This is a genomic window from Paenibacillus wynnii (assembly GCF_030812855.1).
GTDB lineage: Bacteria > Bacillota > Bacilli > Paenibacillales > Paenibacillaceae > Paenibacillus_AQ > Paenibacillus_AQ wynnii_A.
In genome coordinates this window covers 80,309-103,700 of record NZ_JAUSTK010000016.1, presented here as the reverse complement: position 1 = coordinate 103,700, position 23,392 = coordinate 80,309, and the positions used below count along the sequence as shown (strand labels likewise).

The following is a 23,392-nucleotide window of genomic DNA, read 5'->3' as shown; positions in this document are numbered from 1 at the left end:
GATTGAGTAGTGAAAACAAATCATAATTATACATTTTTAGTAATTTATTTAAACTATATTTTTCATGTCAGCATTTGTGCATGTCTAGTGCACTTCTTGCAATTAAAAAATAAAACCACTGGTACGATGTCTGTTCTCACACGATTGTTTGTCCATCACGAGAGGAGAGAGGGAAAATGCTGCTGAATAAGGAATCCAGCGGAATCCGCTGGCGTACACGGCCCGACGGACAGGGTAAGGTATCCGGCAAGCTGCAGTATTTGACCGACATGAGCGCAGAAGGGATGTTAGTCGGACGTGTGCTTCGCAGTCATCAGGCGCATGCCCGTATTCTTTCTATTCATACCGAGAAGGCTCTGAACATTCCGGGTGTGCATGCTGTTATCACACATGAGGATGTGCCTGGACATAACGGTTTTGGTATTGCGCTACCCCACCAACCAGTGTTTTGCAGTGAGCGAGTGCGATATACAGGGGATGCTATTGCGGCTGTAGCGGCAGACACGGATGAAATTGCGGAGTATGCTCTGTCTTTAATTGATGTGGTCTATGAACCCCTCCAACTGCTCGATGACCCTGAAGAGGCCATGAAGAAAGATGCGATCCTGCTTCATGCGGAGGGTAATGTGCTGCATCACACCGAATATCGAAAGGGGCAACCGCAGATTGCCTTCGAGGAGTGCACTCATGTCGTGGAGGAAACCTATTGGACCCCACGACAAATGCATACCTATATGGAGACGGAAGGCGGATTATTTATCCCTGAAAGTAACGGGAGGCTAACAGTCTATTCAGCTACCCAGCACGGATTGATGGACCGCAAGCAGCTATCCCGAATTCTGGCTATCCCGGAGGAAGAAATACGTGTGATTTCAAGTCCGATCGGCGGTTCTTTCGGGGGGAAAGACGAGCTTAATGTACAGCCGTATGGAGCTTTGCTCGCGCTTAGGACACGGCGTCCGGTCCATCTTCATAACTCCCGTGCGGAATCTATACGTGCCGGACTTAAGCGCCATCCCATGAAAATTACGATGAAAACGGGCTGCGATCAAGCAGGCAAAATCATTGCCCATCAGGTAAGAATTATTTCAGATACAGGGGCCTATGCCACGCTTGGTGCGGAAGTCCTTAACTTTGCCACTGAGCATGTAATGGGCCCTTATCTAATCGAACATGTGGATGTCGAAGGCTTTGCCGTATACACCAATAACGGTGTGTCCGGTGAGTTTCGCGGCTTTGGCGGGAATCAGGCCATCTTTGCGCTGGAGGGGCAGATCGACCGGCTGGCGGAGTTGTTGACGATAGAACCCTGGGAGATGCGCCGCAGGAATTTGCGGCAATACGGGGATCTTGGACCGCTGGGACAGGAAATTGCCCAGACAGACGGGGCCATGCAGGTCTGGGAAGCCTTGGCTGCTTCCCCGCTTATGGCAGGAGTTGCTCCCCAAGAAGGGGGGAGCGATGTTAATATAACGACTGCCGAACCGTGGATTGTAACCGGAACAGGAGCCGCCATCGCTATGCATGGCGCGGGTCTGGGTTACGGTATTCCCGACCCTGCGGGCGGGCGACTCTTACTGGCCCTTGACGGCAAAATCGAAGCGGTATTCGGCTACGAGGAATTTGGTCAAGGGCTAATCGCGACGATGGAGCAGATGCTGATCGAGCAATATGGTTTCGCCGCTGAGGATTTAAGAATCGTAATCGGGGATACCGATGTGGTTCCGGACAGCGGCTCAAGCACGGCTTCCCGGGCAACAAGCATGATGTGGATGGCACTGAGACGGCTGCATCCGGACTTTACAACCCGACTGCTTGAAGCAGCGGCCGCTGCTTTGACCGATTCTGTGATGGACGATCTAAGGATCGGCCCCGGCGGCATTTGGAAGAAGGACGGAGGGCTGCTGCTGTCTTACACGGAGTTGGCACGCAGTATTTCGGCTCCTATTGTCAGTGAAACAAAGTTTAACTATCCCACGACAACCTATGAAAGAGTAGGCGCCCATTTTTTGTATACCTACTCAGCCATTGCTGTGAAAGTGGCGGTCAATTTGTTGACAGGACGTGTTCGGGTAACCGATCAGTATCACGCAGTGGCTGCAGGCCCTGTTGCAAACCCGCAAGGCTATCTTGGACAAATCGAAGGTGGCAGCAGCATGGCTATTGGCTTCACTTTATCGGAGGACGCTATCATGTCGGGCGGCAGCTATGTAACCAAAAACCTCGATACTTATCTAGTCCCTACCATTGCAGATATGAACGGCAGCATTCAGGTCCAGCCGATTGAGGATTTGCCTGAGCATGATACTTACGGCCCCCGAGGTATCGGTGAGGTCGGTTCAGTTAATTTGGCACCTGCTGTTGCCTCGGCAGTATTTCAGGCGGTACGCAAACGGGTAAATCGACTGCCGATCGATCCCGAATGGCTGCAGGCTACGCCGTTTATTCCGCAAAAGGCGGTGAACTCACATGCCCAATAATTACAAAATGGACAGCAATGAAGAGAAAAATATAGAGACAGCCGAAACGGCTTTCACACTTGAATGCAGTGTTAACGGACACTCGATCTCTACAGAAGTACCCCCTACACGCAGGCTTCTTAATGTTCTGCGCGAAGATTTAGAGCTGACGGGCACGAAGCGTGCTTGTGAACTGGGACGCTGCGGCGCCTGTATGGTACTGATTGATGGTCAACCGGTCAATGCCTGTCTCACGATGGCTTACCAATGCAGCGGAGCAGAGATTACTACGATTGAAGGATTGAGTGAAGCGGGTTTGCATCCGGTTCAGCAAGCATTTTTGGAGGAAGGTGGCTTCCAGTGTGGATATTGCACACCGGGTATGGTGATCTCGGTTGTTGCACTTCTAGCTGAGAACCCGAAGCCTACACAGGAAGATGTAGAAGAAGCTTTATCAGGTAATTTATGCCGCTGTACCGGGTACGGAGGCATAATGCGTGCAGTGAACAAAGCTATTGAAAGAGGGGTGAGCTGAAGATGGATAGTTCTGACTCTCTCTTAACACTGGAAGAGATTAACGGTATGAGTAAAGCAGAGTTTGTAGAAAGTTTGGGCGGGATTTTTGAACATTCACCATGGGTGGCAGAAGGGACTTATCTTCAGGCCCCATTCGAATCAGTAAACCACCTTCACAGCAGCATGCTGGAAACGGCGCGGCAGGCAGACCGTCAGCAAATTGAACATCTGCTGAGAGCCCACCCGGATTTGGCGACGAAATTACAGGTTAGTCCGTTGTCCGCAGCGGAGCAGCAGGGAGCAGGGCTGGATAAGTTGGCACCTGAAGAGTTTCTTTTACTAAAAGAACTGAACCAAACGTACACGGCTAAATTTCAATTCCCTTTTATTCTCGCCGTACGCGGCAAAACCAAAGATGACATTGTCAGTTCCATAAGCGAACGTGTAAATAGAACACTGCAGGAAGAATGGGATCAGGCATTGTCTGAAATCGGAAGAATCACCCGGTTCCGCTTGAATGATTTGATCAAAGAAGATACCAAAGAACCCTACGGACGACTTACAACGCATGTGCTTGATCTTGCCCGTGGTATTCCCGCCGCAGAACTGTTGCTTCAGCTCAGAAGGTTAACGAATGGAACGAGTGAGCTTTTGCTAGAAGCTGTTACGAACAGGGATGGTAGATTGGATGCTCCACTGCTGGAAGGTTCACGGATGGAGTCCGGCTGTTATGAACTACTGTTTATGGTAGGCGATTATTTTCGGAAAACAGCATTAGTGGGAGAGATTGACACTGTTGATACTACCCCCTTTTTTCTTGAACAGATCCCGATTCGCTTTAATATAAAAAAAACCTCGGATCACTACCATGTCCCGCTGCTCGTGGCTCCAGGTGGATACAGTACGTATCGAGGTAGTTAAGGAAACTGATGACCGGGGGTGATCGTAACGTGAAGAATTCTTATGATCTTGTAGTCAAGAATGGGAATGTAGTGCTTTCCGGTGAAGTGATGAGGTTGGATATCGGTGTTCTTGAGGGGAAAATTGCTGCGATTGGCGAGAATCTAACGATTACTTCGGATTCTAACGTTATTGATGCGGAAGGACAATATGTGCTGCCGGGAATGATTGATATGCATGTGCACTTTAATGAGCCGACGATGGGCCATTGGGAAGGCTTTCGGAGCGGGTCTGCCGCTCTCGCTGCGGGCGGATGTACGACCTACGCGGATATGCCGCTTAACGGCAATCCGCCTACTGTTAATGAGGCTGCCCTCAAGCTAAAGGCAGAAGCTGCTTGTGGAAACTCCGCCATAGACTATGTGCTTTGGGGAGGCTTGGTTCCCGGCAACCTGGATGATTTAGAGACGTTGGCAGCGGCTGGCGTTACCGGTTTTAAGGCTTTTCTATCCAATCCGGGAGGCGAGGGCGAAGGCCGATTCCGTGAGGTGGATAACAATACACTCTATCAAGGTATGAAGACAATCGCTTCACTTGGCGGCATTCTCGCACTGCATGCAGAAAGCGAGGATATCACAGCCGCGCTTTCTGCGGATGCCGAGCGGGACGGGCGGAATACAGCGGGCGATTTCGCCGCATGCCGGCCACCCGAGGCCGAACTGGAAGCTGTTGCGCGAGCACTGCTGTATAGTGAACGGACGGGATGCCGGTTGCATTTTGTTCATATTAGTACTGCAGCTGCTATAGAAATGATTCATTCTGCCAAGCTTCGGGGACTGGATGTTTCCGCGGAAACTTGTCCCCATTATCTCATTTTAAATGAGACCCACATGGAAAATCTCGGACCAGTGGCCAAATGCGCCCCGCCTTTACGAAGTGAAGAGGAACGGGAGAAGTTGTGGAAGGTGCTTTCAGAAGGCAAAATCGACCTTGTTGCATCAGATCATTCTCCTTGCCCGACGGAGCTGAAATTGAAAGAGGATTTGTCCTTTTTTGAAGCCTGGGGAGGCATTTCCGGTGCCCAAAGTAGTCTGGAGCTAATGTTCCATGAAGGGGTAGCCGTTAGGGGCTTACCGGTAACTTTGATTTCGAAGCTGTTGGCTGAGCTTCCGGCAAAACGTTTCGGTATGCAGGATCGCAAAGGCTCCATAGCGGTGGGGCTCGATGCTGACCTGGTACTGCTCGATCCGAACCGTTCTTATAAACTTGATGCAGAGGACCTCTTGTATCGTCACAAACACAGTCCCTATATAGGGTTAACCTTATCCTGCAAGGTAACTGCAACCATATGCCGTGGAAATATTGTCTACACCGCGGAAGACGGAGTGATTATAGGGGATGGCGGACAATGGCTACGTATCAATGAAGGGCAGTTAATCCGATGAGTACGCCGATGACACAAACACCAGCCTCCGAAATGATGAAGCTGCTGGATGATCTGTCTATATTCAGCGCTCCGGGATCGGGTGTAACTAGGCTGCTTTATACATCGGAGTGGAGCCAAGCACAGCTTTTTTTGCAGGAAAGAATGGCTGGGTTTGGTCTAAAGGTAGAAACGGATAAGGTCGGCAATGTTTATGGACGTCTGGTCGGACGAAACCCGGATGATAAAGTGATTCTAACAGGCTCGCATGTGGATACCGTTGTTAACGGCGGGAAATATGACGGAGCTTATGGAATAGCCGCTGCGATTACTGCAATTCATTATCTCCATGAGACTTTTGGACAGCCGCTGCGGTCTTTAGAGGTTGTATCATTTTGTGAAGAGGAAGGAAGCAGGTTTCCATTAACCTTTTGGGGCTCCGGCCATGTTACAGGGATGTACGATGGAAGTGAAGCGGATACCTGCGCCGATTCTGAGGGTATCACCTTAAGGACCGCAATGGCAGAGTGTGGATATGGTAGCAGCGATGACACAATGAACCAAAGTATAGATTTAATAAAAAGAGATGATATTAAAGCTTTTGTGGAGCTGCATATTGAGCAGGGTATACTTCTGGAAAAGACTTCTAAGCAGATCGGTATAGTGCAGGCTATCGCCGGACAGAGACGTTTTACGGTCAGGGTCTCAGGAACAGCGAATCACGCAGGAACAACACCGATGAACATGCGGGCGGATGCACTGACGGGCACTGCTGAAATGCTGCTTCTACTTGAACGTTTAGCCGGTGAGGCCGGTGAACCACTAGTGGCAACATCAGGTCGGTTGGAGATAATCCCTAATACCCCGAATGTGATTCCTGGTGAGGTGCAATTTACGCTGGATATTCGGCATAGTGAGGCTGAGAAGCTGGAACGCTTCTGTACTGATATCCTTTCGGCTTTTAATGAAATCGCAGCAAAACGCGGTCTAACCATGGAGCTCACCCCCAGACTCAGCGCTCCTCCTGCACCTATGAATAGCGAGTTGTGTCACGATCTGGAACGCATATGCCAAAAGCAAGGCAGGAGTTACCGCAACATGGTGAGCGGTGCCGGACACGATGCCCAACTCTTTGCGCCGCGGTGTCCAACCGCGATGATATTTGTTCCCAGCCGGGACGGCATCAGCCATTCTCCTGCAGAGTATTCTTCAACGGAGGAACTGGGAGCCGGGTTGGAAGTTTTGACCGAATTACTATATGAGCTAGCCTATAAGGAAATTTGATTATAAAGGATACCGCAACTTTACGTACGAGCGAACTATAGAGGAGAGATTGTCATGAAGCGGTACGAAGATTTGTCGCCTTCACTTCGGTGCATAATGACCCCGGGGCCGGTGGAGGTTGACCCGCGTGTACTGCGGGCGATGTCTTTCCCGGTATTGGGACAATTTGATCCGGAATTTACAGATATTATGAATGAGACTATGGGAATGTTGAGAGAATTATTCGTAACAGGCAACCAATGGGCCTATCCTGTTGACGGGACTTCTCGATCTGGCATCGAAGCGGTGATGGTGAGTCTCATTGCACCGGGAGATCGCGTATTGATTCCGATCTTTGGGCGTTTCGGGCATCTCCTGCATGAAATTGCTGAACGCTGCGGTGCGGAAGTAAGGGTTCTGGAGAAAACCTGGGGAAGTGTGTTTGAGCCTAGTGAGGTTATAGCTGCGATGGAAAACTTCAGGCCGCAGGTGGTTGCAATGGTCCATGGAGAGACCTCCACCGGCCGTGTTCAACCGCTCGCGGAGATTGGGCGGGCCTGCCGGGAGCAGGATTGCCTGTTCATTGTCGATGCGGTGGCAACCATTGGGGGGGTGCCTGTAGAGACGGATGCCTGGATGCTGGATGCTGTAATAGGGGGGACTCAGAAATGTCTATCGGTTCCTTCGGGCATGGCCCCCATTACTTATAATGAACGCGCTGAGGCCAAGCTTTTGACCCGCAAACGGGTAGAACGCGGGTTAAGAACCGGGGATGTACAACCCGGGGAACTGTCTTTTGTTCGAAGTAATTATTTCGATCTTGGCATGCTCCAGGATTACTGGAGTCCTAAGAGACTTAATCATCACACCGAAATGACCTCCATGCTATATGCGCTCCGGGAAGGCTTGCGTTTGACGCTTGAAGAGGGGCTTGCGGCACGATTTGCTAGACATGTCCTGCACGAAAAAGCTCTTGTAGAAGGATTAACAGCAATGGGGCTCCATTTGTATGGAGATCCCGAAAGTAAGCTTACAGTAGTTACATGTGTTCTGATTCCAGAGGGAGTGGATGGGGAATCCGTCCGTTCGATGCTGCTTGACCGGTTTGGGATTGAGATTGCCAGTTCCTTCGGACCCTTAAAAGGTTTGATCTGGCGTATTGGTACCATGGGGTTTAGCTGCCGCGAGAATAACATCCTGCGTTTGCTTGGTGCTCTAGAAGCTGTGTTGATACGTCACGGGCTGTCGGTGCCGCGCGGCCTTGGTGTTCAAGCTGCACTTGACGTTTATGAGTCAAACATAAGATAATCGGTGGAATACCAAAACGGCTTTCGTCCTGCTAAGGGCGATGAAGCCGTTTTTCTAAAAGCAGCGGAGTAGGGTCGATTTACTTGATAACGGGGGGAGCGGGGTTTATGACTTTTATAAGAAAGCCTTTGGCAGATTGTGTACCTGAGCTTGTGGCTACGGCCCGCGGGGATCAACCGGCAACATTGGTTATTACAGGTGGTAAGCTGGTTAATGTATGCTCTGGAGAGATCCTAGAGGGCATGTCTATCGGTATTCAGGGGGGACGAATAGCCTACGTTGGCAAAGAAGTCTCACATATGATTGGAAAAGAGACACAGGTCATCGATGCGGGCGGCAAATATATTGCCCCCGGGCTCCTGGATGGACATTGCCATATTGAGAGCACACAGCTCACAGTTTCTGAATTTGCTCGTGCGGTTCTGCCGATGGGCACGACCGGAGGGTTCTTTGATGCCCATGAGATTGCCAACGTATTTGGCCTCAAGGGTATAAAGCTGATGCTGGATGAAATGCGGGGAACACCTCTAGCTGCTTATATGCAGGTTGCTTCCTGTGTACCAGCGGCAGGAGAGGAATTCGAAACAACCGGTGCATCCATAGGTCCAGAGGAAGTGGCAGAAGCCTTCACCTGGGGAGAAGATGTTATCGCGTTGGGTGAAGTAATGAATTTTCCCGGTGTTGTCTATGGCGACGAGAAAATGCTAGGGGAAATTCAAGCTACATTACGTGCAGGGAGATACGTAGACGGACACTTTACTTGGCCTTCCAGTGACTGGAGACTTCCTATATATGCTGCGGCTGGTGTAACCGGTGATCATGAATGTGTCACAGCAGATGATGTGATCGAGCGGGTGCGGCTCGGTATGTATGCCAAAATGCGCAGGGGTTCTGCCTGGCACGATGTAGCCAAAACAATTACAGCGCATACAGAAAGAGGACTTGATCCGCGTCGGATGATGCTGGTAACCGATGACCGGAGCTCGGAATCACTGCGGGACGAAGGACATATGGATTTCGTAGTTAGGCACGCGATTTCACAAGGGGTTAAGCCGGTTACAGCCTTCCAGATGGCGACTATTAATACGGCTGAACGTTTTGGTTTGTCCCGCGATATCGGTTCCATTACACCGGGTTCCTACGCAGATATAATACTGTTAGATGGCAATTTATCAGATGTCAATGTTGTGCTCACGATAGCAGCAGGTGTCGTAGTTGCAGAAAACGGTGTTATGACGGCGACATTGACTCCATACACTTATCCGCCGGAGGTACTGACATCGGTTCATTTGCCAACACGTCCGACAGCGGAGGATTTTATTATCCCAGCCCCTGTTAATACAGGTAAGCTAGCTACAAGAGTTATCAAAATCCGGGAAAATCATGTAGAGACCCTAGAACAGATTCTTACACTTCCTGTAGAGGAAGGTAAACTGCAAATAGGCAATGGGGATGGTCTATGCAAGATCGCAGTGTTGGAACGGCACAAAGGAACCGGGAACAAGTCCGTTGGTGTTGTAGGTGGAATCGGCTTTCATGAACCGGCGGCCATAGCGATGACCGTTGCACATGACAGTCATAATGTGCTTGTAATCGGCAATGACGATGAGTTGATGTCACAGGCCGCGAATGCTGTTGCTGACGCGCAGGGGGGAGTAGCTGTAATAACAGCAGAAGGTACAACTCTTTTTCCATTGGCTATAGCGGGTCTGATGTCCACTGAGCCGTTTGAGATAGCATCCGCACAATCTGCTGCTATCAGTAAAGCTCTCTATGATGCGGGCTGTACATTAAATTATGCTTTTATGACACTGTCTTTACTTGCATTGGCAGTGATCCCAACCCTCCGCCTAACTGACAAAGGGCTAGTTCGGATTTCACCGGAAGAAGGGATCAAAAAGGTATCGCTTTTTGTATAGTTATATAAGCTGAACTTAACATCCATATTGGTGAGACTGTTCATAGGTTTCAGGCGCTTTCGAATTTCTTTGTTCATTCGTTTAATCGGGTTGGGCAGAGAAAATCGTCTATCTTGAGGTAATAGAGTACAATGAACGTTTTGGCGAACGGGTGATTCGCGGCTTCGGTGATTTAGAGGTAAGGAAGAAACTAAACGAGATGTTTGAAGCGCGATACCCGGTGCGGGAAGGGCGGGAAGAAACAGCCTAATTCCCTTGTAGTTTGGGGTGGGGTTCTCCCGCCTCAAACTACAACCACACCTACAAACAACACCCGAGAAACTACTTTCTACTCTCATACAAAAACTTCTTGATCCTACCGAAAACTCGGAGGTAGTCAGAGTAATAGATGTATTTTATACACTTATTTCTAGCTTTTGGCGCTCGGATGAATGGATAGGTGTACTTTGTGCAACTAAAAACACGAATATGCCGGATAAACCCCGGAATACCCAAAAATAAGTGTATAAAGTGCAATTAAACCCCCTAAAGTGTGCTAAGGGAGAACTATAAGTGTAAGTTCTGCAACTATATATAGTTTTGAAACCCAAGTAGGTAGACGATTTGCCGTATTTGTCGCGGATAGATGCTCGAAGTCTACACATTCATCGTAGTTGCTAACACACTACCATACACCCAAGGAGTAAATCTTAAGTACAATTTATATAGTTCTATAAACTAGACTGTTTTGAGGTGTTTTTAACACTCAGAACAGTCTTTTTTTATTGCAGGACATAAATTAAACAAATTTACAGAATTTGAATCACTTTTTTTGAGAAATTTATATAAAGCTATAAACAAAGTATAGTAAGATGACGATATTAACTTTAAATTAATTAAAAATTAGTAGCATTATTGCAGAAGCTGCGAAGTTACTGAAAGTCCAAATAAGAGGGATGAGGTGCTTGAGAGATGATTAAATTAGAAACGCAAGACATTGTGAATATTGCCAAGAAGCAAATCGCCGGTATATTTAAAATGGAGCCGCTGGAGCTAAATTTCGTCAATGATTTTCAGGGAGAGAAATATCTCTTAACGAATGATAAGTTACACCTCACGAATCAGCATTATTGGGCAAAGGTAATGGACTGTGTTTTTGACAACCAGATCAGACCCGTACTCATGTGCGAGATTCTGTATTTCCTTCGTAACGAGTTTATGGAGAGCGATATTAAGCTCCACTTTTCCTTTGATTTCACAGAAGGCTCAGAAGGGGCTGCTGCAGCAAGTGCAGAGATTAGTTTTAATGACTCACCGGAACTGCAAAAAAGTGAGATTACAGAGTTAATTGATTTCGCGCTGGCTCTTCAGGACAAACAGTGGTTTCAGGAGCTGACTAATAAATATAGACAACTGACAGCATAAGACTAGCTATTTATACATTTCCCTCCTTAACTTTGACCCTGACCACACTTCTAAAATGACCGGCCGAGTGACTAGCGAGAATCTCACCGCAGGATTGCTTGGGTAATGGAAGAAAGATTATTTTCCCGCTCGCCGGTCACTTGATTCGACATGAAAAAGCATTGATTAGGTAATGACATGCGAATGTGGTGTAAAATGGTAAATAGTGATTTTTATTATAGGGGGTGTGATTTAATATACAGAAAAGAACTTAAAAAGTTTGATAATATCAAGCTGAAAATACTGGTAAAAATGTCGACATCTTTTTATGTGAATTAATTCACCTTTAATAGGAAGATTTACAGTCTAACTAATAAGGAAAAACGGGTATACATTTTTTGGTAAACTTAATTATTCAGTGTAGATGAGGAGCGAGAGGGGGGATGACCTCTTGTGAAGAGACAACAGGTTCTTCATGAGAAGGGAAGTATATCACACTTGCGAAGGATTCACTTGTCAAAATGCTACATAAAACTGGGGAATTGGTAAAGGAGAATACAGATTGAAAAACAAAAAGTTTATTTCATTGACTATTTCCGCCGCATTATTGTTGTCACCGATCGCGTTTACGATCAATGCACCAGCTTTGAACCTGAAGGTTGATGCGGTATCTGCTGCTTCCGAGGAAGCACCAGCTGCAACAGCTAAACCAGCAGCAAAGCCAACAGCAAAACCAACAGCAAAGCCAACTGCTAAGCCAACAGCAAAGCCAACGGCAAAGCCAACAGCAAAAGCAACAGTAAAACCAACTGCTAAACCAGCTGTAAAACCAGCTGTAAAACCTGCAGCAACAGCGAAACCTGTCGCAACAGCAAAACCTGTAACTGTTAAAGCAAGCGTATACCAAGATGGAGTTTATGTTGCTTACGGCAATGCTTATTCTAAAGGTACTGAAGGCGCTAAAGTAACCATTAAAGATGGTAAGATTGCAAGCGTTGAATTTATGAGAACTAATCCTAAGCTTATCGATAACGAAGCCCGTACCAACTACCAAAATGTATGGCAGGCTTACGGTTTGATGGAATCAAGATTGGTTGGTAAAACAAGAGAACAAGCCGCTGCAGTTGATGCTGTATCCGGTGCAACACGTTCAAGCGAAGGCTGGAAACTGTCGGTTGACAGAGCTTTTGAAAGAGCATTGAAAGTTAAACCTGCTAGCGCAGTTTACTTTGATGGCGAACACATGGGTGTAGATCCAGAAGGTAAATATGCAGTATACGTAACCTATGCAGCTAACCAGCTGACAGACGTTAAAGTATACCCAATGACCGCTACAGGAAGTTTCGTTGATGAGAAGACATACACTGCAGCACAAACTGCAGCAATTGCAGCAATTAAACCACAACTGTTGGCTAACGGCGTTGCCGCAGTAGCTACTTCAGGTCTGGAAGCTGATTTCAAAGCTGCTGTAAAAGCTTTCTGGGATGCACAGCAAAACGCTACAATTGATAATAAACCGACTTATGTAGATGGTTTCTACTCTGCATACGGAACGGCAAGAAGTGTTGGCGTAGAAAGAGCTGACATTATTATCCGTAACGGCAAGCTGGTTGATGTAAAACTGCTCAGATTGGGAACAAACCTGATCGACAGAGGCACAACAGCTTATGCTGGAGTAGTTAAAGCATATGCTCCAATGACTGCTAAATTTCTTGCAAATGGATCTTTCTTCGCTAACTATGATGAGAAGGTAGATGGAATCTCCGGTGCTACTGAAAGTAGCCACAGCTGGAATGAAGCTGTAGAAAGAGCATTCGAAAAAGCATTGAAGGTTCCAACTGCAGGTCAATATTTTGATGGTAAATTTGCCGGCGTTGACAACCAATCTAAAGTTTTCTTGTTGGTTGATATTGCATCTGATAAAGTAACTGCTGTTAAAGTTAGCTTGTTCGGAGCTGACAAGAAGCTGATTGCTGAAGACAAATTGTCCCCTGGACAAAAGGATTTCGTAGCAAAAGTAACAGCTGATTTGCTTGCAAATGGCGTTAATATCTCTGAAATTGCTGATCAAACAGCATTGTCAACAGCAGTAAAAGCAGCTATGGTTGACGCTATGACAAATGCATCCAAGCTACAAGGTGAATATAAAGACGGTACTTTCACATCATTTGGTAATGCTTATGATAAAGGAACAAACAGAGCTGATGTAACACTGCGTAATGGTAAGATTGTAGATGTAGTTCTACAACGTGTAGGTATGAACCTTGTAGATTTAGGCTCAAAAGCTTACCCAGAAGTAGTAAAAGCTATTCCACAGCTTACTGCAAGCTTCATGGCTGCTGGAACTAGAGAAGAAGCTCAAAATGTAGATGCTATTTCCGGCGCTACTAGCAGCAGCACTGCATTGAAAGCCGCTGTTGACAGAGCCTTTGGAAAAGCACAAATCGTAGAAACAGACAAAGCTGCTTACTACAACGGTATCTTCATCGGTGTGAGTGCAGATAAATCTGTAGATGTAATGGTAACTGTTAAAAATGGTGTTCCAACGAACATGGTTGTGTACTATCTTGATGCTGCAGGTAAAGTTAAAACTGCTGATCAATTGTTAGAGGCTGAAAAAGCAGTTAAGAATGAAATTGAAGGCACAACTTATGGCATCATGCATAAATATGGATACAAACCAACAGCATTTGGTACCAACGATGCTGAGAAGATTGTATCTGCTAAAGTTGTAGAAGCAATTAAAGCGGCTCTTGAATCAGCAGGTAAATAATCAATAAATTAAGCCTTAAAGTATAAGGGGTTGTCCAAAGGTCATGAAAATGACTGGAGGATGACCCCTTTTCTGCAGAGGAAGGCTTCTACAGTTAAGATAATCTGGTGAATTAAAGGGATTTTTGAGGTAGGTGTCAAAAGTTACATATACAAAGACAGGTTTCCAACCTGTTATCTATAGGAGGCTCAACATGACACAAATCAAGCAGCTAGCGCCACAGGACGATTTTGTCGGTTTTTATCTACTGCGGGAGCTGGCAATTAAACAAACGAATGGTACTCCTCAAAAGGATTATTTTGATATTGTATTAGGGGATTCGAGTGGGCAGTTATCTGCTAAATTTTGGGACGTAAGTACTACGGATAAAGAAACCTTCTTCCCGATGGCGCTTGTAAAGGTACAAGGTACAGCTCATACTTACCGTGAAAAATTGCAGATCAAGATTTCAAAAATGAGACTGGTTATAGAGTCCGATGGAGTGGCTTTAACAGACTTTATCCGCTCTGCCCCTATCCGGCCTGTAGATCTCATTCATACAATTAAAATGGTTATGGCAAGTATTACAGATCAAGAAATATCCACGATTGTTTCATTCTGTGTTGGTAAGGTAGAAGAGAAGCTGATGCATTATCCGGCCGCTAAAACCCATCACCATGCTTATTTTGCCGGACTTGCTTATCATATGGTGCGCATGCTAGAGATTGGTGAGTTTCTCTGCAAACAGCGTCCTTTTCTGAACCCGGACTTGATGAAGGCAGGAATAATCCTGCATGATATCGCCAAACCGGAGGAAATGATCTCCCAGCTGGGCATCGTCTCCGAATACAGTGTTCAGGGGAAACTGATCGGTCATATTTCCATGGCCTCTAACTGGATTACGGAGGCAGCTATTCGTTCCGATATTGATTTAGGATCTGAAAAGGTGCTGGCTTTACAGCATTTGGTCTTATCACACCACAATCTTGGGGAATGGGGTAGTCCCGTACAACCGCAAACAGCTGAAGCAGTGGCGCTGCATCATATTGATGCTATGGACGCTAAACTTCAGATGGTTGAGGATGCGTTGGATACCACCCCTGAAACTGAGGAATGGACGCCTTTTATTAGGGGGTTGGAGAATAAGGCGGTTTACCGATTAAAAATTTGAGGAGTAGAAATAATAGAGAGTTCATTATTTAAGCGTAATTAGATTGAAAGTCTGCTGGATCTTGTAGCAGGCTTCTTTCTAGATTTTTTAACTGTAGATGTAAATGGAGTGTAACCGCCGGCATACATCTTTCCGCTGTTATATCCGTGAATGCTGGATAGCTGTAAGGGATCAGAGTGTTCTTCTAATTCCATAAGTTTTAATAGAATAGCAGCTGAAGCGCGGGCATCGTCCAAAGCATCATGATGCTTCAGCCTAATCCCAAAATGATCAGATATTACATTTAGCTTGTGGGAAGACAGATTCTGCAGTATTTTTTTGCCTAATAAATAGGTGCACAAATACTGAAAATCAGGGTAGTCGAGCGAAGCCCCATCTAAGCAATATCGCAGAACACTCATATCAAAAGAGGCGTTGTGTGCCACGACGATTTGTCCTTTAAGAAGGGGTTCTATCGAATGCCAAAGTTCACTGAAGGTAGGTTTGCCTCGGACCATTGAGGGAGTGATTCCGTGTACTGCGATATTCATCCCGTCAAAATGCTGTTGCGGATCAATCAGCCAATTGTGCTCTGCCCAAATCTTACCCGCTTTAACTTCAACAATCCCCAAAGCGCACGCGCTTGAGCGACTGGAGTTCGCTGTTTCAAAGTCTATTGCTGTAAAGTCCATATGTAAGCCCCTTATCTTTCTTTTCTATATATTCATATTAAAGTAGTGAGAGGTTAAAGACAATGAAGGAGATGATAGAGTGCAGATCTATAGTAAACCTCAAATTGAACTTTGGATGGCAAACAGCAAATACTGAAATAGGCATTGATGCTGCTGCTTTTTTGCTGTCGGAGCAGAATGTTTGCGAGCGTGATGAGAATTTTATTTTTTATGGAAATCCTATGTTTTTGAATGGTAATAACGGGGAAGAACTGTTTCGTTTCGATTACGGCTCCGATCTTACCAAAGAGACAGCTATTGTGGTGGGTGAGTTATATCGCTATGGTGATGAGTGGAAGTTTAATGCTATAGGTAGTGGTTTCAATGGGGGACTAGAAGCATTATGCAAGGAGTATCGACAGAGGTGGCTACAACAGCTGAGGCCGCTATGATCTCAGGTTACATTCCAGAGAAACAAATACCAATTCTACCTTCCATTGATTTAAGAAAAAGAATCGTACAATTCACGCTGGAAAAGAAGGAATTGACAGGAGTAACTGCAAGGGTTGGCATAGTCCTGGATATCACCGGTTCTATGAGAAATTTATATAATAACGGAACTGTGCAGGAAGTGGTTGAACGGTTGAAAGGAAGGCTGATCCATGTAGTCATTTAATGGCTTTTGGATCAGCCCCTTTTAGAATGTTATTTCCCGTTATTAAGGCTGCGAAGACGGGCCATTTCGGCCTCTACAGCTGTGTTCAGGCTTGGATCGACCGCAGGATACGAAGGGGAGTGGGAATTCCGTTGAGAGTTTTCTGCATGAGTCTCTAATTCTGTAATTTTCTCTTCCATCCGTTCAAAGCCGCGGGACGTTTCACCGGTATTTAGGGTATGCCCGTAGTTCCCTTTACTCGGATCCTGTCCAATGTTCCGTGAAGTCTTATGAAGTGTTTCTTTGGCTTGACGAGCACGGGCGGCCAGTTCTTCTCTTTTGGCTTTAAGGCGAGTTCTCTCTTCCTTGGCATTTCGGATGTTAATCTCAAGAGTGGAGAGGGTATGCCGGGTTTCTTCCAGACCAGCTGTACATTCCTGCTCACTCTCCATGAACTTCAGCTTGGCTTGAACAGCAAGCTTGGCTTCCGGCTCGTTACCTTGCTCTATCGCTTGAACGGCTAGAATCTCGCTCTGTTCCGCCATCAACTGATATTCGTGCTTGCGACGCTCCAATACAGTGGCTGCTACTTTGAGGTCGCGCTCATTACGCTCCGCAGTAGAGATTTCCTCTTCCAAATCCCTTAAATATTGTCCGGTCAGCAGCATAGGATCCTCCAATTTGTTCAAACCCTCGTGTAAGGCTGCCTTTGTCAAAGTTGCAATTCTATTGAATATACTCATTCCAATCTCTCCTCTTATGTTTGCCGATTTTTAATGGACTATAGTTTTAATTGAAATCAAAGCCGCTATTGAAGCTGCCGATAGGCTCTTTCGGAACAAGGATACTGGCGATGAAGTAAAAGAATAGGACTGACCCGAAGCTGAATATTGCAGCAATCAATGCAATAAGCCGTATGACCGTTGCATCAAAACCAAACCAATCCGCCAATCCTCCGCATAATCCACTAATTTTTTTATCTCTCTGTGAACGGTAAAGTTTTCTCATTTCAATCGCTTCCTCTCTTAGTTATGAATCTGTTTGATTTATTGGTCTATCTCGTATCCGTTGTCTATGTACTTATTGTAAGACCTTTCTGAGTTCGGCAACACAGGCTGAGGACTGTTTTATTAACTCGACCTGAGGCGGGGAATGCTCTGGCAAATAGGCGGGGAATCAACGAATTGATACCTAAATCACTTGATTACACAAAGTTAATCCCTATTTAACACTCCAAATATATACTAGGATCATGTCCAGTTTTTAAATTTACGTAGTAAAGGATGGCGGACCAAATGGGTATTCACACTTATTTTCGATCTCTGAATGAATTGGAAAGGATTTTTCGCTGTCCAGGTAAGTTCAAATTTGAAGTGCACACTGTAGCAGCTCATTCCTGGAAGGTGGTTCAATACGCCAAAACACTGGCCGATATCGAAGAGAAAAACGGTGCGACTATAGATTGGAAGAAGCTGTATGAAATCACGAGCAGCCACGATTACGGTGAGATATTTATAGGCGATATCAAGACACCTGTTAAGCATTCTTCAATGGAACTTCGATCCTTGATCCAGCAGGTCGAGGAAGGGATGATCAATAACTTCATTAAAGAGCATATTCCCGAGGAGTTCAAAAGCATCTTTTACAACCAATTGCGGGAGGGCAAGGATGATTCGATTGAAGGTTTGATTTTGGAAGTCGCCGATAAAATGGATCAAGTGTACGAGGCCTTTTCGGAGCTTCAAAAAGGTAATACAGAGAAGGAATTTGTGGTTATGTACCGTAATGCCTTAGTCAAAATCAAAAATATTAATTTGAAGTGTGTGGATTATTTCTTAGAGACGATTCTGCCGGATATGGTGAATGAGGAAAGCATCTCATCGATTGATATAAAGCGTATTACTGAAGAGGCGTTGGCTCTTTAAAATAAACTTACGACAAATAGAAGAACCCGCTATTGAAGGAATGTAATATTTCTGGAGAATAAAAAGATGCAATCCTTAGCCGTAGGAATGCATCTTTTTGAAATTAAGCCGAAATGGAGATAATTAGGGCACTGGAGTCCGCCCAAGGGCTTGATCCTTAGAGTCGTAACAACTTATACTTCGTCATACAGCCGATACAGAAAATCCATGCTTTCTAGCAGAGCAGTCTCGGGTGTGCTTTCAAGGATGCCCTGAATGTGTGGGCAAATGTATTGGATCTGTCCTTCTTGAACAATGAAATCCTTGAGATGTCAGACCGCAATCCGATCTCGCAGATCCCCAACGCTTCTAATGAGCTCCAGCAGCATTCATTTTGACAGATGGCGAACCTACTCGCTGTCTGTCTTTTTTTTGAAAATTTTGATCAAAGACTTCGCACTCAGCTAATTTTCATAATAGGCGGATATAATGCTCCCAAAGGCGAGTAGCCGTTGAAAAGTCACGACCACATGCTCAATATATTGCCGCAAAGGAGATTTTTTATGGAAAAGATGTTCCAAAAATCAGTATATTTCATGCTAACGTTCTTTATCGGATTGTTCATTGCATCCTCGTTTGTGTACAGGGCGCAGTATAATTTTTTTGCTTATGGTGATACGCCGGTTCTGGAACGACAGCAACTGGGCATTTTTCTTCTTGTAATCGTATTGGTGATTTTATTTAGCGTAGCTTTGTACCGATTGTGCCTGAAGCTTAATAAGTATAGGAGAAAGGTTGTCATTCCGGTTACACTGCTGTGTTCGCTCCTGATTCAAATCGTGATTATCTTTTTGTTTACCCGAGTGCCCACGGATGATTCGCAGACGGTACTTTCGCTGGCCTTAAGCATGCTGTATGAGAATGATTACTCCACGTTCCAAACGGGCGGATATCTACATATGTTTCCGTTTAATTTCTCTGTCGTCTTGTACTTAAAAACGTTGCTGTTCTTATTCCCGGACAACTACTTGGTGATCAAAATCTTCAATATTCTATTTACACTGGTTACGACGCTAATGATTTACCTGATTTATAAAGAAATGAATAGCAAATCACAAGAAAAAGACTATGGTGTTCTGGTGTTTGCAGCAACCTATATCCCGTCCTTATTCATGAATAATCTGATCTACAACGATGTTATCGCAACTGCTTTTCTTACCAGCGCGTTATATTTTTCGATCAAGTTTATGAAAGGCAAGGCCTTGAAGCATCTTATTTTAGCAGCAATTTTACTGGCTATCGGCAATTATTTTAGAAGTGTAGGTGTTATCGTCCTGATCGCAGTGGCCTTATCCATTCTGCTAAGCATCAAGAGCATTGGGGTCAAAAAGGGAATCGCGGCTTTGGGCATCCTGGTTTTGTTATTTAACGTTCCAAACTGGACGCAAAATGTGCTTTTGCAGGCTAATAACGTAGTTAATGAATCGGTTACCAAAAATTCTGCTCCGGTGTATATGTGGCTGAATATGGGCTTCAATACGGAAACGTTCGGCTTCTGGGATAACAGGGAGAGCTACACTATATACCAAGAACAAGCGAACTATAACAAAGAGGACAGCACGGAACTGTTCAAGGAAGAAATCAGCCGGAAGTTATCTGAGGCGTCTCTGGGCGATCTGGCGGAAATGTATTATAAGAAAATGATCTGGACCTGGACGGAAGGAACTTACCAAATGGATCGGTATGGCATCGGCAATGATGGGTCATTAGGCGGTGCACGAGGCATGGGCGGGATCGCGGGAAGCTATAGCTACTCAACCTTTGCTTCAGATTTATTCGCAGGGGACTCCAAGTACAGAAACGCATTGCTTTGGATCGTATATGTTTTGAATATTCTGATTTATTGCTTCATTCTGATCCGGTTGATCGGCGGGATTAGAGTGAAAAGATTTGATGAGGTATCGTTGATTCTAGTGATTCTGGGGTTTGTCGGTTTCTATATTTTATGGGAAATCAAATCTAGATATATTTATCCGGTGTATCCGCTGCTAATCGTATTGTCTTACATGGGGTTCAATGACGTCTATGACTATACGATCCAAAGCATTCTCCCACGTTACCAATCATCCAATAGAAAGGAGTTATAAGTTATGCGAAAAAGAGTTTATGTTATCCTCACAGGCCTGATGATGATTGTTTGTTCCCTGGTGCTAATCTCCTGCGACGCCATCACCGCGCAAAAGATAACGAATACAGGTTCAGGCTCCTTTCCGGGGATGAATGGCGGGGGGCGGAATGGTGCTCCCGGTATGAACGGCAGGCAGGGTATGGATAGAGCAACAAGGAACAGTAACGGGAATTCTATGCGAGGCATGATGAATGCCGATCTAACAGGCAAAATCCTGACCTTAGATGGGAATACAGTCACCGTGGAGTTGGTTGATACGGGAGAACAGAAAACACTGACGATCTCAACGGATTCAACGGTAAAAACCTCAGATCTGAAAGAAGGCCAAATCATCATAGTTTGGTATAAAGAAAACACGGAAACGGTTGAACGAATCACTGTGATGAATGCAGGGCAATAATCATATTTGCCAAGCAATGAAATAAGCGCTCAAAGTATGTGCTGCTATACTTTGAGCGCTTATTTACGTTGTTATCCCGGGATTAGTTGGGTGAGCTGGTTCAATAACTCGTTGATTTGGTTTATAGTATCGGGAATGCCTGTCGATTCGAAGGCGGCTTTTCCTTCTTCCAGGTTGGTTATTGCTTGATCCAGACCTTGCTGCAGCTTTTCATTATATCCCACAATGGATTGGTGCAGGTCTGTTGCATACTCCGGTACCTGAAGTTGGGCATATTGGGTGACTTGTTCTTTCAGTGCAATAAGCCTGTCCGTCAATGCCTCCCTACTCTGAAGGTCTGTGGCAGCATTGGCAGCTAGCGTATCCATCTCTTGCCCGAATTCCGTCAAGGTTTGCATATAAGAAGCTGTATCGTTGGCGAAATTCACACTGGTTCCCACCTTTTCCGCAAACCCGCAACTCGGCATAACCAGCAAGATGAATAGCAGCAGACTTAACCTGTATTTCTTCATTCGCTTCACTCCTCTTAGTTATCGTATGTGCCAGTTTACTGTAGTTAATACGGGCTGAGTCGCACCAGGTTGCGTGAGCTAAATATCAATCACCCGATGTTACTTTTTACCCTTGCGGGTTCATTTCGTGATTCTGATCGTTTAGATCTACTATGAACTCTCTCTTTTGGTGCCTTTGCAAGTGTAATACCGGTTGACAAGATAAACGCAAATCCCAACAGATCTATGATTTCAAAGGATTCATTGAGCCACACGGCGGAAAGTAAGGTAGCTATCACCGGTTCTATTGAAGATAAAAGGCTTGCTTGAATTGCGCCAATTCTCTTAATACCTTCCAAATATAATGTATAAGACAATACCGTTCCAAATAATATAATTATGCCCATTGCAATGTAGGCTTGTAAATTATGGATGATAGTAGAATTCCAAGGTCTAAAAATCAATAGAAGAACAACACCGCCTACTAACATACCCCATCCTGAAACTACGAGAGTACTAAATTTTCTCATTAGTCGTTGCGGCTGGATACTATAAATACCAAAGGTAACAGCACTCAATAATCCCCAGGTCAGTGATTGCCAGGAAATGTATAATGAATGTATATCACCATGTGTAGCCACAACAAAAATTCCTATTGTAACAAGACATACAGAAACAATTTCAAATGGTGCTGGCCTTCTTTTTGTTGCAATTACAGTATAGATAATAATAAAAATCGGGCTAGTATAACCAATAAAGGTTGCAGTTGCAGCATTTGAGGCAGCTACAGATGAAAAATACGAATATTGACAGAAAGCAGTTCCGAATATTGCAAAAATAATAATATCTTTAATGTCATTTTTTTCGTTCCATACAGCAAATACATTATGCCCCTTTATTATATGTAGTAAGAGCAGGATCACACCTGCACAAATGAGTCTAACGGATACTAACCACTCGGAAGTTAACTGATGGTATTGAAAAAGATATTGCCCACATACACCAGATAGTGCCCAACATGTACCTCCTAATATTGAAAATAAATAACCTAATTGTCTACTTCTTTGCATGTATATCCCCCAATTCAAGATTTGAATATATATCAAAAAATAACATAAAGTGTATTCGTTCAATGTAGCCTATGCTACAATTTAGTAAATTTAATCGGGAGGGCATAATGGTATCTATAAAGGTCCCGGAGTCGTTGTATAGTTATTTTGAGCAGGCTGGGAGTAGTATTTGTATCCACTCGGGAGAGCGCATCTACATGCAGGGAGACCACGCTAACCGCTTGTATTTGATAACAAAAGGACGAGTGAGAGTATATTACTTATCAAAGGAAGGCGAGGAATTGACGCTTGAGATTGTGGAAAAGGGGCGGATTTTCGGTGAATCTTCATTTTTATATCAAGCAACGAGACAAACAACGGTAGATGCAGTTAATGAGGTAGAGTTAGTTTCATGTACTTTAGAACGTTTATATCCTTTTCTTAGTCAATCCCAAGAGCTTACAGTAACCCTTTTTCAACTGCTATCCAATACATGTAGTCATTTGTCTCATCAGTTAAAGCGTTCCACCTTTTATAACCGTTACGAAAAAGTAGCTAGTTTTCTATTGGACGAAACGGCTTATCCAAATAAAGATAAGGGAATTAGTGAAACATGCATACCTTATTCTCATGAGGAATTAGCGGTTTGTCTTGGATTAAATCGAGTAACGGTCACAAAGGTATTGAATGATTTTAAGCAAAAAGGGTGGATAGACTTGCAGTATAAAAAAGTAATCATTTCTAATCGTGCGGCATTAGGTGAACTTATAACCTCCTTTACAGTATCTGACTAAATCAGATGCAGTAGAAGGAGGTTTTTTCTATTTGCAATGCGTCTAAATAAGGTGAAAAAAGCAACACTAGCAACAGTTGCTAGTTTAGTTATTCAGTCATTTATTTTGCATTTCTCAATTTTGCAAGTTCATTTTATACAGAGTAATAAATATTTATATGCTAATTT

General features: G+C 44.8%; 20 protein-coding genes and 2 pseudogenes. 17 read left to right on the top strand and 5 right to left on the bottom strand.

The genetic code is table 11. From position 1 onward, the window contains the following. Positions 1 to 176 precede the first annotated feature (176 nt). From pucD to J2T20_RS16030, 11 genes and pseudogenes are all read left to right on the top strand, one after another. A complete protein-coding gene (gene pucD / locus J2T20_RS16080) occupies positions 177 to 2,480 on the top strand; it encodes a xanthine dehydrogenase subunit D (protein WP_307589974.1) in 2,304 nt (767 codons plus the stop codon). A 7-nt stretch (positions 2,481 to 2,487) separates the two neighbouring features. Beyond that, entirely contained in the window at positions 2,488 to 2,994 is a 507-nt protein-coding gene (locus J2T20_RS16075; RefSeq protein WP_373457813.1) for a (2Fe-2S)-binding protein, read from the top strand. A 2-nt stretch (positions 2,995 to 2,996) separates the two neighbouring features. After that, positions 2,997 to 3,896 (top strand): 2-oxo-4-hydroxy-4-carboxy-5-ureidoimidazoline decarboxylase, encoded by a 900-nt coding sequence (uraD, locus tag J2T20_RS16070; protein ID WP_307589969.1) that lies wholly within the window; start codon positions 2,997 to 2,999, stop codon positions 3,894 to 3,896. Positions 3,897 to 3,925: 29 nt separating this feature from the next. Continuing rightward, positions 3,926 to 5,320: an allantoinase gene (locus J2T20_RS16065; RefSeq protein WP_307589967.1), complete on the top strand. Its 1,395-nt coding sequence runs from the start codon at positions 3,926 to 3,928 to the stop codon at positions 5,318 to 5,320. A gap of 8 nt (positions 5,321 to 5,328) precedes the next feature. Next, complete coding sequence (gene allC / locus J2T20_RS16060; protein ID WP_307589965.1) at positions 5,329 to 6,582, top strand: allantoate deiminase; 1,254 nt, start codon at positions 5,329 to 5,331, stop codon at positions 6,580 to 6,582. A 54-nt stretch (positions 6,583 to 6,636) separates the two neighbouring features. Beyond that, positions 6,637 to 7,869 carry a pyridoxal-phosphate-dependent aminotransferase family protein gene (locus J2T20_RS16055; protein ID WP_307589963.1) on the top strand — a complete coding sequence of 411 codons (1,233 nt, stop codon included), beginning with the start codon at positions 6,637 to 6,639 and terminating at the stop codon, positions 7,867 to 7,869. Positions 7,870 to 7,976: 107 nt separating this feature from the next. After that, on the top strand, positions 7,977 to 9,788 hold the full coding sequence (locus tag J2T20_RS16050; protein ID WP_307589961.1) for an adenine deaminase: 1,812 nt from the start codon (positions 7,977 to 7,979) through the stop codon (positions 9,786 to 9,788). A gap of 94 nt (positions 9,789 to 9,882) precedes the next feature. Continuing rightward, a pseudogene (locus J2T20_RS25920) lies at positions 9,883 to 10,038 on the top strand (IS256 family transposase); the annotation flags it as partial. A 701-nt stretch (positions 10,039 to 10,739) separates the two neighbouring features. Continuing rightward, positions 10,740 to 11,192: an IDEAL domain-containing protein gene (locus J2T20_RS16040; protein ID WP_307589959.1), complete on the top strand. Its 453-nt coding sequence runs from the start codon at positions 10,740 to 10,742 to the stop codon at positions 11,190 to 11,192. A 541-nt stretch (positions 11,193 to 11,733) separates the two neighbouring features. Then, on the top strand, positions 11,734 to 13,944 hold the full coding sequence (locus J2T20_RS16035; protein WP_307589957.1) for an FMN-binding protein: 2,211 nt from the start codon (positions 11,734 to 11,736) through the stop codon (positions 13,942 to 13,944). Between the two features lie 193 nt (positions 13,945 to 14,137). Beyond that, positions 14,138 to 15,094, top strand: coding sequence for a 3'-5' exoribonuclease YhaM family protein (locus J2T20_RS16030; RefSeq protein ID WP_307589954.1), 957 nt, complete (start codon positions 14,138 to 14,140; stop codon positions 15,092 to 15,094). Between the two features lie 38 nt (positions 15,095 to 15,132). Here the strand turns inward: J2T20_RS16030 and J2T20_RS16025 are convergent, their stop codons facing one another. Beyond that, entirely contained in the window at positions 15,133 to 15,765 is a 633-nt protein-coding gene (locus tag J2T20_RS16025; RefSeq protein WP_307589951.1) for a 3'-5' exonuclease, read from the bottom strand. Between the two features lie 62 nt (positions 15,766 to 15,827). On the opposite strand from J2T20_RS16025, the gene J2T20_RS16020 reads away from it, so the two are divergent. Continuing rightward, positions 15,828 to 16,196, top strand: a complete 369-nt coding sequence (locus J2T20_RS16020) for a TerD family protein (RefSeq protein WP_307589949.1) — start codon at positions 15,828 to 15,830, stop codon at positions 16,194 to 16,196. Then, a pseudogene (locus J2T20_RS16015) lies at positions 16,193 to 16,390 on the top strand (VWA domain-containing protein); the annotation flags it as partial. The gene J2T20_RS16020 and the pseudogene J2T20_RS16015, both read left to right, overlap by 4 nt. A 59-nt stretch (positions 16,391 to 16,449) precedes the next feature. On the opposite strand, the gene J2T20_RS16010 reads toward J2T20_RS16015, so the two are convergent. Continuing rightward, a complete protein-coding gene (locus J2T20_RS16010; protein WP_307589947.1) occupies positions 16,450 to 17,142 on the bottom strand; it encodes a PspA/IM30 family protein in 693 nt (230 codons plus the stop codon). Positions 17,143 to 17,188: 46 nt separating this feature from the next. Beyond that, entirely contained in the window at positions 17,189 to 17,407 is a 219-nt protein-coding gene (locus J2T20_RS16005; RefSeq protein WP_307589945.1) for a PspC domain-containing protein, read from the bottom strand. Positions 17,408 to 17,694: 287 nt separating this feature from the next. On the opposite strand from J2T20_RS16005, the gene J2T20_RS16000 reads away from it, so the two are divergent. The 3 genes from J2T20_RS16000 to J2T20_RS15990 all read left to right on the top strand — a co-directional run bounded on the left by J2T20_RS16000 (position 17,695) and on the right by J2T20_RS15990 (position 20,891). Next, entirely contained in the window at positions 17,695 to 18,324 is a 630-nt protein-coding gene (locus J2T20_RS16000; protein WP_307589943.1) for a YfbR-like 5'-deoxynucleotidase, read from the top strand. Positions 18,325 to 18,866: 542 nt separating this feature from the next. After that, positions 18,867 to 20,450, top strand: coding sequence for a glycosyltransferase family 39 protein (locus tag J2T20_RS15995; RefSeq protein ID WP_307589941.1), 1,584 nt, complete (start codon positions 18,867 to 18,869; stop codon positions 20,448 to 20,450). 3 nt (positions 20,451 to 20,453) lie between these two features. After that, positions 20,454 to 20,891, top strand: coding sequence for a hypothetical protein (locus tag J2T20_RS15990; protein WP_307589939.1), 438 nt, complete (start codon positions 20,454 to 20,456; stop codon positions 20,889 to 20,891). Between the two features lie 71 nt (positions 20,892 to 20,962). Here J2T20_RS15990 and J2T20_RS15985 read toward each other — a convergent pair whose 3' ends face one another. Next, positions 20,963 to 21,403: a DUF6376 family protein gene (locus J2T20_RS15985; RefSeq protein WP_307589937.1), complete on the bottom strand. Its 441-nt coding sequence runs from the start codon at positions 21,401 to 21,403 to the stop codon at positions 20,963 to 20,965. Between the two features lie 89 nt (positions 21,404 to 21,492). Beyond that, positions 21,493 to 22,452, bottom strand: a complete 960-nt coding sequence (locus J2T20_RS15980; protein WP_307589935.1) for a DMT family transporter — start codon at positions 22,450 to 22,452, stop codon at positions 21,493 to 21,495. Between the two features lie 71 nt (positions 22,453 to 22,523). Here J2T20_RS15980 and J2T20_RS15975 point away from each other — a divergent pair, with 71 nt between their 5' ends. Then, positions 22,524 to 23,225 carry a Crp/Fnr family transcriptional regulator gene (locus J2T20_RS15975; protein WP_307589933.1) on the top strand — a complete coding sequence of 234 codons (702 nt, stop codon included), beginning with the start codon at positions 22,524 to 22,526 and terminating at the stop codon, positions 23,223 to 23,225. Positions 23,226 to 23,392 lie beyond the last annotated feature (167 nt).